Origin of the sequence: Methanospirillum hungatei, from assembly GCF_020216685.1 — an archaeon.
In the GTDB taxonomy this organism is placed as follows: domain Archaea; phylum Halobacteriota; class Methanomicrobia; order Methanomicrobiales; family Methanospirillaceae; genus Methanospirillum; species Methanospirillum hungatei_B.
In genome coordinates this window covers 1-11,028 of the sequence record NZ_JAIWNS010000179.1, presented here as the reverse complement: position 1 = coordinate 11,028, position 11,028 = coordinate 1, and the positions used below count along the sequence as shown (strand labels likewise).

The following is an 11,028-nucleotide window of genomic DNA, read 5'->3' as shown; positions in this document are numbered from 1 at the left end:
ATTCATATTGTATCATGCGGTGTCCCGAATATAAACAAAGAGACAGTGATACGAGCATATGATTTGGCAGCTGGCTACCTGAAAGAGTTTAATTCGTAAAAAAATACGCTTATACAGATTCATGAGCCATAGAAAAGAAACCTTCTGTAACATTCAGATTTCAAAAAATTGTACTATATTTAGATAATGCGAAACGGTTTAAAACAATTTAAAATCATTTTATTATAGACGGTACATCCCTTGGAAACCGTCTTTTCATTCAATTATTTCAAGATATTACGAAAGGCACAAAATTTTTTGCGTGAATCAGAATCGAATCTATTAATTTTTTATTCTCCCTCCTTGTTTAGGAATTGTCATTTCGAACCGTACTCCCTCACCATACAATCCATTCTCTTTAATAACAATCCCAGTAATTGAGAGAATTTCCCTGACCAGAAAAAGTCCATATCCTGTATTTTTACCAAATCCTCTCGAAAAGATTTTTTCTTTCAAACCTGGCTCAATACCATGTCCGTTATCCTGATAAATTAATAAAAATCCTCTTTCTTCCTCATAAAAAGAAATGGTAATTTTTGTAACAGATATCCCATGGCGAAGTGAATTGTCCATAAGATTAAAAAAAACTTTTTCAAGGAGCATATCTGCAAAAATTTCTAAATGCGTATTAACTGTTAGTACAATAGAATCTGGTGGATGAAGGGTATTCCATGCATTTCGCACCATCTCATCCACATCAAGCCAGATTGGCTTTCCAATCCCTAGATCCTGATATGTTGCTGTGAATTGAATCAGTTTTTTTATAGAATCTGATGCTGATAAAATATAATCAATCTGTTTCACTGCTTCAGAGTCATCCCTGATAGTATCACTAACAAGAGAAGCATAGCCAGTTATGATTGCAACCTGATTAATAATGTCGTGCCTGGTTATTGAATTGAGGAGATTTAGTTTCTTTCCAGCCTCTGTTAAAGCTCGTGAAGTTTTTGTAATTTCAGTAATATCCCTCATTATGATCATTCGAGACTGCACCATTCCTGATGAATCCAAGACAGGATAAATATCTATAAGGAGAGATAATCCGGTTTCCTGGGTATCAGCATCTAACCGTAAGTGATTAATATCATTACTATTTAATTGGTCACCAAACTGAAGTAATATGGAAATAAATGAATTAAAATACTCTCCAATTACATGATCCGTAACTATTCCAAGCATTTTTGATGCTCTTGGATTTATCTGGATTATTCTGTTTTTAGAATCTAGAACCAGAATACCTTCTTCAAGATTATCAAAAATTGCATGATAGGGAATATGAATAAGGTCAAATAGTTGAAATCTGAAGATAGAAATGAGGACTAATAGATTAATAATAACTAAAAAAGGAGGAATAGGATCAAAATTTGGAAAAGGTCGAGGAATGAGAAAGAAGAAAACCATACTAACGAATAAAAGAAAAATGGACATGATAAGGACTGCCATCTGAAGCCTAAAGACTCGGGGTGATTGAAGAAGGACTTTTATCAGGACAATAAAACAAAAAACCTGAGCAGCTATTACAGTTATATTTAAAACGCGGTACATGACTCCAGGTATAAAGGAAGGGACGGTAAGACCCTGATACTGAACATAGGTGATACTGTGATAGAAAAGATGAAAAATATCGTTCGTATAAAAACTTAAAAAAATTAGTGCTGGAACCAGGAAAATAATAATAAAACTCTCTCGGGTACAATATTTATCATAACCGCCGAATTTTAGAGAGAACCAGATCAGTGCTCCGGGTATCCAGGGAATTACCAGATATTCCAAGTTTAAAAATAAAAACTGCATCTTTGAATCAGCTGAAATATATTCAAAACCCTCAAAAAATACCCACCAGGTGATAAGAATCATAAGATACGTAAAGGAGTCTGCACTTCTGACCTTTCTCCGTTTCCACGCATAATATGCCGAAAATCCAGAAATAACCGCACAAATAAACGATATAAAAAAGAATGGGTAATTCTGGAAGATCATATATGAGTTTTATTGGAAAGAAAAGATGATCTATTTTTTCATTTGCTTCATTCTATTGATTACGCCTCCTATATTTATTCAAAAAAATTAAGCAATTCTATGACTTGTAATCAGATAACAGGTTAATGTTTGCCCGTCACTTCATTTCAATATCAGAGAAAAAAAGCAAAGCCACTCTGTTTCATCAGATGATTCAGACTTTTATTATTTACGCCCCGGCTGGGACTTGAACCCAGGTCTAAAGCTCCGGAGGCTCCAAGGATATCCTCTACCCTACCGGGGCAACCCTACTATATACTCACTATACACAGATAAAGGCTCTGGTTTTTCTATGATTTTTCAGCGTTAATTAGAGAGAAAAAATTGATTGACTACTTCCATATCAGACAAATTTTCTACCGTTGATATAACACGCGGAACATTGGCTGATATCTCTGAATATTAATATCAATAAATCCAAAAATTTTTATCCAACTTGTTAATTAGATAAAAGCCAGGATTCATTTCAATAAATTATACATGACATTTATTATGGGGAGAGAACTATTTTGTGTAAATATTTCCCGTTTGTCGATTTCGATAACGATGATAATGAGTTTGTCATCTTCAAAAGTAAGAAACGCCCGATAGTCTCCGACCCGGTATCTATACAATGGAACGTCACATATTCCTCAAACCTTCCGCAGATATTTTCTGGGATTATTTACCTTTTCAAGCCATTTGATTTTATCTCGTATTCTTATCGCAATATCCCGCTGAAGCCGTTTTAGATTGCTTTCTGCTTCATCAGAGAAAGAGACATGATAATGCAATCAGATCCCCATCTCTTTGGAAATCTCATCAAGAGGCCGGTATCTTCCCTGCTTCACATCTTCAAGCCCCCGGCGAATTCCCTCCATAGTCTCCTCATTAATAGGCTCATCCGGTTCGTTCGACTGTTCCATGAGTTCTGCGATGATTTCAGCTTCAGTAGGATCGATTGCGTCCATGAGGCATTTATGAAGAATTTCGCCATCAGATGATGCATCGTCACGAGCTTTCAATATTTGAACGAGTTTGTAGTCTGATTCGCTCAACAATACGGTGACTGCCATAATAATCTATTATCTCCAATGCATCATATAGTCTCTATTATCCTTTAATAAATGAAGATTTCATATTATTGAGATTTTTTAACCATAGCAGCCACCCCTTGTTTTCCGTGACGGTTGAATAATGTTCATATTTTAATAATACCCGCCAGCCTTTGCCCCGTATTCTACCTATTCAGGTGTGAACTTTTCAAATTCTACCAACTGCTTGATCAGCCCGTCTCTGGAAAACTGACATTACATATAAGATCAGTCCATGTGAGTAAGATGATCGTCTGATCTGAACCTGCCCTCATACGTCACCCCAGACAGGCGCTCAAAAATTAAGCAGTAACTTTACCGGTACTGCCCCTCGGTGTCAGAGGTCCATCGAGAGTTCACAAACTAAAAAGAGAGACCATGACCAGATCATCATGATCACATATCGGGTTTATACTTTCCGAATGTGGTAATGGTGCCAGATTTTACACGCTCCTTCATGACTGACCATACACGGACCGACAGGAGTCCGTGGCGTACACGTCTTATCAAAAAGTTTACAATCAACCGGTGTTGCAATACCCCGGAGGATCTTATCACAGATACATCCGGCTTGTTTCTTCGTCGGCTTAATCTCAACACCAAACTTCTTCTGGGCATCCCATGCAGAAAACTCTTCACGAAGCCGGAGTCCAGATTGAGGAATAACCGGGAATCCCCGCCACTCAACATCACATGGTTCAAAGACCATATTCATCACCGCCATGGCCTTCGGATTGCCCTCCTCACAAACTGCTCGTGGATATGCATTATCGACCCGTGCAGTGCCTTCCCTGATCTGCTGGACCAGCATGAGAAGACCGAGTAGAATATCATCAGGCTCAAAACCTGCAACAACCTGAGGGACCGGGAAGCGTCGGTACTCTTCAAGACCGGTTACAGTCAGTACATGGCCGGGTAGAAGAAATCCATGCAAAGCAGCCTCACCCTGGGATAGCAACCACTCCATTGCGGGAGGAACCAGGCGATGACAACTCAAAATGGAGAAGTTCTTCGGAGGATTTGTCAGAAGCATTGCTGCAACGGTTGGTGCGGTTGTTTCAAATCCGACTGATATGAAAACAACCTCTTTATCGGTATTCTTTGCAATCTCAACAGCCTTATGCACACCCTGAACAATACGGACATCGGCTCCGGAGCTCTCGAGTGATCCGTTCGAACCAGGCACTCTGAGCAGGTCACCATATGTCGCAATGATGCACCCTTTTTCCGCAAACTCAAGGGCTGCATCTATCTCTCCCTGTGGTGTGATACAGACCGGACATCCGGGACCCATCACAATCTTCAGATTCTTTGGAAGAAGACTTCGGATACCATGACGTGCGATAGCGGCCTCATGCGTTCCGCATACATGCATAAATGTGAGATCCCGGTCAGTCAGCTCATGAATTTTCTCTGCAATCGGATTCTTCCCGGCCATAAATCTCTCAAACGTCAACCTGAAACGTGAAAAAGATACTCATCAAGAACAGGAACAGATGCCAGAATAAGTGAGTATATAAAGGACCTACCTGAACAGTCATAGAGGAGAAACCTCATACCTGTAAGTATGTTCTCCCGCTCCGTCTTCAGACAAGATTTTAAATCTGCCCTTGAAGAGGCACTTGACCGCCGTCAGATGAGCCTGAAGGAACTTGCAGAACTTGCGGGGATTCCACCTGCGACTTTGTATAAGATTACCTCAGGAGAACGCGATCCCCGGTTATCAACGGTCCGGGCCATTGTGCAGGCACTGGAACCCTATGAACAGGACATGATCGCCATCATCGCTGCAAAATTTCTCCTTGATGAAATTGGAGCCGGGACCATCGAAATGAACGGGAGAAAGATCAGGATCAAGGGATATACTGCGAATACCATGGAGGACTGCATCGTTGCAGCGGTCCGGGCAGAAAAGGAAGGGGCAGGTGGAATCATCTGTGCTCCCATTCTTGCAACCCTGATAGAGCGGATCGTTGACATCCCGGTCGTAATCGTACGGCCTGACAGCCGGACATTCCAGGAAGCAATCGACGTCTTGTGTAAAAGAATAGAATGAGAATCAGGGAGTAACCTGATTTTTCTCATAAAAAGTTATGAATTCCTTCTGGAATGATGAAGCGGATGCAAGAAGGTCAGGATACATCTCATTCATTGCAGCCACACAGGATCCACATCCTGGGATAAGTGTCCCATACTCCTCAAGATCAGCTTTTAGTTTGTCAGCAGCACTAAGCCATGAGTCACGAATTTTCGCCGTTTCAGGGCTCAACGTATACCCCTTTATCTTCTCGGTAAAAGAAAGAAGCGCTTCACTCTTTTTGGATGCAATATCGGCAATCGCGGTATCCCGTCCATAATATACCCCGATATTCATCGCTTCCGGAGTCTGGTATAACATCGGGATTCCGGATGTGAGAATGTCAGAGAGAAATGCCGTGTCATCATCAGTGAGAGCAGGGCCGGCTGATACGGTCTGTGCCAGGATGAAAAGAGAAAGAAGGGTACATAACCCGGTAAGTTCTCGAATGTTCATACCTGAAGGTTTCACCCGTTTCAATATAAGGGTACTCCTGATTACAGAGAAAATCTGTCAGCCTGCTTCTTCAGATTTCCGGAGAGACGGGCAATCTCCCGTGAGGAGGATGCAATATCATCTGTGGCATGCCTGCTCTCATCCATCCGGTGTGATATCTCTTCCATACGTGCCAGATTCTTCTCACTCTCTGAGTTCATTACCCCGATACCTTCCTGGACACGGTTCATCAGTACCTCTTCATCCTTCGTCGCAACCATAACCTGGCTGATACCATCTGATATCTCGGTCACATGAGATGTTATTGAGGAAAGAACATCAATCGTCTTATTCACACTTGCGATTCCCTCCTGAATCTCCTTATAAGCTGCTTCAATTGAGGTAACGGTATCAGCCGATTTTGACTGGATAGTCCGGATAAGTTCTTCAATCTGGGTGGTTGCTAATTTTGACTGACCGGCCAGGTTTTTTACTTCCTGGGCAACCACCGCAAATCCCCTGCCATGTTCACCGGCCCGTGCGGCCTCTATTGCCGCATTGAGTGCAAGAAGGTTTGTCTGACTGGAGATATCTGAAATGAGCCGGACTATCTTATCAATCTCTGCCATCTGTTCATTCAGTCCGGTAATCTGCTTCATATTATCTGCACTGATCTTCCCGACAGACTCCATCTTCTCATTGGCAACACCCCCTATCTGTCCGGCCTCTATCCCCTGGCTGGCTGTTTGAGCTGCAAGTTCCATGAGCCGTGTGGTGATATCAACAATCTGACTGATACGTTCAGAAAGGAGACGGATGTCATCAGATATCCGCCTTGTCTCCTCCATCTGCTCACGAGCTCCGGCAGTTGAGTTCTGAACATCATCTGCAATATCTCGAATTGCCTGCTTGATATTATCTGTCTGCGAGAGTGTTTTCTCTGATGTTCCGGTCAGGAGAGAGATAGAACCTTCAAGTTCTTCTATCAGAAGCGAGATGGCAGCAAGAGCAGTGTTATAATCATTTTTTATTTTTGAGAGGGGATCCTGCTCCATGACCGGTGCACGATATCTGAGATCTCCTTTTGCCATCCGTGCCATACCGGTTTCAAGATCCTCAGCACTCTTTGAGAGTGTTTCAGACATTGTTCTGGAGTCGGTCAGTAATTTCTGAACCTCTTCTTCCTGCCGTTTTCGCTCGGTGATATCATTATACACAATCAAAAAATTTTCAAGCGACCCTGACCTGGAGAATATCGGGATACCATACTGTTCAAGAATCCTGATCCCAAGAGGAAATTCACAGGTAAGTTCGCCAAACGTGGGTTTCCTAGTGGACAATAACTCCCTTAAACCCTCTCCTGAATATTCAAGGACAGTAATATCACGGGGAGTCATATGGAGGAGTTCTTCCCTGGTATATCCCGTTAATCGGATATATGCATCATTCGTCACCAGAATCTGCTGGTTCTCATCAATAAGCAGAACCGGCATTGGGATCTGCTGGACTATCGTATTATTCAGGTGTTCCAATTCCTCAATCTCCATCATCCTGCGTTCCAGTTCCTGTTCTCCCTCCTTGCGATCAATATAGGTCTTAAGCATATCTGCCAGAGAATTTATCAGATTACGCTCCTCTTTGAGGAATGGTCCCTCATATTCCGGGGGTTTTTCTTCAAGGTAGACAACATCTATCTTTCCGGTCATACCGGTACGGGTTATAAATGATGATGTCTGAATCCATGGACTTTCCCGGAAATTAGGGGTTGCAAGTGCAGTATCCCCGTACTGAATCCGGCCGCCGGTGATCTCAGGATACTGCCATCCTGGAGGAATGAGAAGAACAACATCCTGCAACACTTCGGTTATCTTCTTTGAATCGTCCTGGATAAGCGATGCAGTTTTGTAGAAAAGCTGCTGTTCTTTCACACGCTCGCCAAGATCATGCATCTTTTTCTCAAGTTCCTGCTCACCCTCCTTTCGGTCAATATACGTCTTGAGCATCTCGGCAAGCGAATTAATGAGATTTCTCTCCTCAAGCAGGAACGGGCCTTCATATTCGGGAGCCTTTTCTGACAGGTAGGCTACCTCGATTTTACCCTCTGTTCCCCGCCGGGTCCGAAAGAGAGCCCGCTGAATCCAGGTAGTCTCGATAAAATCAGGAGTTTGATATGCTTTTCCATCGTACAGGATACGTGCGACGGTCTCTTCCGGGTACTGCCAGCCGGGAGGAATTAAAAATGCCACTTTGCTGAGTACATCCGGTACCGACAGAGTATCGTCCTGGATGAGTGATGCAACCGAGTAAAAAAGCTTCTGTTCCTTGACACGTTCACCATAATCATGTGCCAGTTTTTCCCGTATCTCCTCTGCCTTCTGTTCTGCCTGGACCCGGATTGTGATATCTTTAAAGACAAGAATTATCTCAGTACGGGTGCCAGATTCATCTCGAACCGGGATGGGATACTGCTCGAGTACTCGCCTTCCAAGGGGGAAATCCAGGGTGAAAATTTCTGAATCTCTGCTGCTCTTATCATATCCATGACCTGGAAGGACAAATCCAGGCACTATGGTCTGGATCGGTTTTCCAATACATGCTTCTGCAGAAAACCCGCTGATCTGAAGAAATGACGGATTTACCTCGGTTATCAGGGCCTCCGGGTTCAGGATGAGTATCGGCTGGGGACTATGGGCAAAAATTGCATCCATCCTGTTCTTTTTTTTCTGGAGAACGGCCCTTTTTTGTACAAATGATGCCAACAGCTCACGGTCACTTTCTCTTTGAATTACGTCACTACCAGGAATATCGGTACTTGGATCGTCAGAGAGGATGTGTAGAAGAATATCACGAAGTTTATCTGTCATTGGAATTCCCACACTATTGTTATTCGTATGCATAGTGTTTCCCCCTTAATAGTATAAAAGAGTTGAGTGATTTATTTGATGGTTACCGGGATTTTTGCAAACCTGATATTATTGTTTTCATCTGATTCGATGACATCATTCTCACCATCTACCAGGATACCAAAGTAATATATTCCCGGAGTCATGTTCACCGGAATCGGGGTTGGAGCATTCCCATCAGACTGAGTGCCTGCGGGGAGTTCTGGTATCTCACCCATACCCAACAGAATATCCTCATCAGAGAGTTCGGTATCGGTGGAGAGATAGAGCTCGACAATAAAGGAACCTGCATCACCTGTTCCAACATTCCGTATTGATGTTGAGACATTCATGACTCCGCCCGGGGTTCCTTCACTATCTGAACTGACATCAGGGATGGTAAGATCTGGAAGTGCGGGTGGTTTTGGAGTTTCAGTCACGACCGGCTGGGTCCCGGCGGAGATCTTCACCATCTTATCGGCAAAGAGAATATTATTTGCTTCATTCTCTTCAGATATGACTTTTCCTGAATCCACCATCACGCCCAGGTAATACGTGCCGGGGATGAGATCTGCCGGGACGGTTGCAACGGCGGTTCCATCGCGGAGCATCCCGACCCCGAGATCCGTAACGTCCCCATATCCGATCTCACGATCCTGTTCAGTAATCAGGGCATCTGGTGAGAGATAGAGCGAGATCCTGAATGGTCCTGCAGATGCCGACCCCTGGTTTTTCACTGTGGTATTCACATTCAGGGTCCCGCCCTGTACTGCAGACTGCTGGCTGGTAACCTTACTGATCACAAGATCCGGACGGGTAATGGTAAATCGTGAATCCTCTTTCGTCTCTTCTGACACAAATGGCACAGAACCGGTTGTGACCAGGAATGCCGAACTCTTCACATCAGGAATGGTTACTTTTGAGGCTGATGCGATCACATTATTATCCTCTGAAACCTCCATGATCTCATTTGCCGGATCAGCAATAGCCCCGAGGTAAAAGGTTCCCGGCTGCATCCGGTCCATCGGGAAGTACCCAACAAGTTTCTTCTCCATACCCTGCTTCAGGTTCGGAATAAGATAATACCCGATCGGCGTGTCATCCCGAGTGATTGTTGCATCATCTGACGCATAGAAGGTTATGAAAAAGTCCGTGGATGGCCGGTATCCCTGGTTTACAACAGTGGCCTTCACCTCTAGCTGCGGATTTCCTTCCCTGACCAGGGGAGCAAATGACGTGATAACCATATCAGGTCCGGTCGGATCCGGTTGCTTGGAGAGATCAATCTTTGTCTCCACCATCTGTGGCTGCCCTTCATCCCTGACGGTCCGGGGTGTCGGAACAGGAGTAATGACCAGCTCTGCAAGAGGGCCGACACGCCGATGGAAGGGATCATCTATCATGGGGTTCATGGCTTTTGCTTTTGCTATCGATTCAGCTGAACCCGCACTATCGCCAAGAGCACTGAGAACCACTCCACGCCAGTACCAGGCATCGGCAAGATCCGGATCCTGGGCGACTGCAGTATCCAGCAGATACAGCGCCCGGTCATAGTGCTTTAAGAGGAACTCAGACACTCCCTGCTGATACCAGTATTCAGCATATTGAATCCGGTCGGTCATATCTTCGCCAGCGACCACACCGACAGAACAGATCAGAACAAGAATGATGGATGCTACCCAGAACGCCACTTTCACAGATGATCACCAGATATATACAGTAGCGTATGACATCAGTCCCTGATATTTCTGGTGGAAGAAACCCTCCATTATATCTGATTATGATCTGCAAAAAAGAGGTATCCGTTTAATCCGAATAAATATTGTTCCCTGATACAGGAGATAAATGAAAAGGGAGAGTTATTCGGTTTCCTTTGCCTCACGGACCATCACTCTGACCCGCTCAATAACCTCAATCTTTCTGCGGTAGTCTCCTTCAATCTCACCTTTGATCTGATCAAGGATCTCATCAATCGAACGCTGAAGACTGTAAACCTTGACCGGACGCCCTTTTTTCTCGGTGATATGACTGGTAACATATACCCAGCTCCGTTTAATAAGCTGGTTTATTGCTATACTGACTTCTGGCTGCCTGAGATCAGATATCCGTTCGAGCTCACGCGAGGTCAGGTCATATCCCTTAAAGAGCACAACCAGCACCCGTGCTTCCCCACTCTTCAAACCAACGTCAGAAAGGATATCAATTATCTCAATATCGGTATCCGAAAGATGAACTACTGTATCCGGACCCATCCCCATCCCTGATTCATTCCATTGTTTTTATTATATTATTATTATATCGGTCACCCGATTATCTTAAAATTTTCTTGGCTTCTTCCCCTATAAGGGGAGAGTTTCGCATGTTTATCTCATTTAGAGAATTTACAGGGATTTTTCAAAGATCTGATCTCGAGACTACAAATACTGCAGTATTATAATGAAAAACGACAAATGCTGAATAATCTGTATAGTTGGTCAGCCATGGATCATTACCTGTTCTTTTC

8 protein-coding genes and 1 tRNA gene are annotated in these 11,028 nt (G+C 43.6%); 1 reads left to right on the top strand and 8 read right to left on the bottom strand.

The genetic code is table 11. The features are described 5' to 3' along the window. Window positions 1-321: 321 nt before the first annotated feature. The 4 genes from LDL35_RS11200 to hypD all read right to left on the bottom strand — a co-directional run bounded on the left by LDL35_RS11200 (window position 322) and on the right by hypD (window position 4,569). Entirely contained in the window at window positions 322-2,019 is a 1,698-nt protein-coding gene (locus LDL35_RS11200) for a histidine kinase N-terminal 7TM domain-containing protein (protein ID WP_304022448.1), read from the bottom strand. 211 nt (window positions 2,020-2,230) lie between these two features. Beyond that, window positions 2,231-2,302 (bottom strand) — tRNA-Arg (locus tag LDL35_RS11195). A gap of 529 nt (window positions 2,303-2,831) precedes the next feature. Next, entirely contained in the window at window positions 2,832-3,113 is a 282-nt protein-coding gene (locus LDL35_RS11190; RefSeq protein WP_304022447.1) for a hypothetical protein, read from the bottom strand. 427 nt (window positions 3,114-3,540) lie between these two features. Continuing rightward, on the bottom strand, window positions 3,541-4,569 hold the full coding sequence (gene hypD / locus LDL35_RS11185; RefSeq protein WP_304022445.1) for a hydrogenase formation protein HypD: 1,029 nt from the start codon (window positions 4,567-4,569) through the stop codon (window positions 3,541-3,543). A gap of 129 nt (window positions 4,570-4,698) precedes the next feature. On the opposite strand from hypD, the gene LDL35_RS11180 reads away from it, so the two are divergent. After that, window positions 4,699-5,187, top strand: a complete 489-nt coding sequence (locus LDL35_RS11180; RefSeq protein ID WP_304022444.1) for a helix-turn-helix domain-containing protein — start codon at window positions 4,699-4,701, stop codon at window positions 5,185-5,187. A 3-nt stretch (window positions 5,188-5,190) separates the two neighbouring features. On the opposite strand, the gene LDL35_RS11175 is transcribed toward LDL35_RS11180, so the two are convergent. The 4 genes from LDL35_RS11175 to LDL35_RS11160 all read right to left on the bottom strand — a co-directional run bounded on the left by LDL35_RS11175 (window position 5,191) and on the right by LDL35_RS11160 (window position 10,777). Continuing rightward, window positions 5,191-5,664, bottom strand: a complete 474-nt coding sequence (locus tag LDL35_RS11175) for a hypothetical protein (protein WP_304022442.1) — start codon at window positions 5,662-5,664, stop codon at window positions 5,191-5,193. A 41-nt stretch (window positions 5,665-5,705) separates the two neighbouring features. Then, complete coding sequence (locus LDL35_RS11170; RefSeq protein ID WP_304022441.1) at window positions 5,706-8,540, bottom strand: methyl-accepting chemotaxis protein; 2,835 nt, start codon at window positions 8,538-8,540, stop codon at window positions 5,706-5,708. A gap of 38 nt (window positions 8,541-8,578) precedes the next feature. Then, a complete protein-coding gene (locus LDL35_RS11165; protein ID WP_304022439.1) occupies window positions 8,579-10,222 on the bottom strand; it encodes a CARDB domain-containing protein in 1,644 nt (547 codons plus the stop codon). Between the two features lie 162 nt (window positions 10,223-10,384). After that, window positions 10,385-10,777 (bottom strand): hypothetical protein, encoded by a 393-nt coding sequence (locus LDL35_RS11160; protein ID WP_011447546.1) that lies wholly within the window; start codon window positions 10,775-10,777, stop codon window positions 10,385-10,387. Window positions 10,778-11,028: the final 251 nt, after the last annotated feature.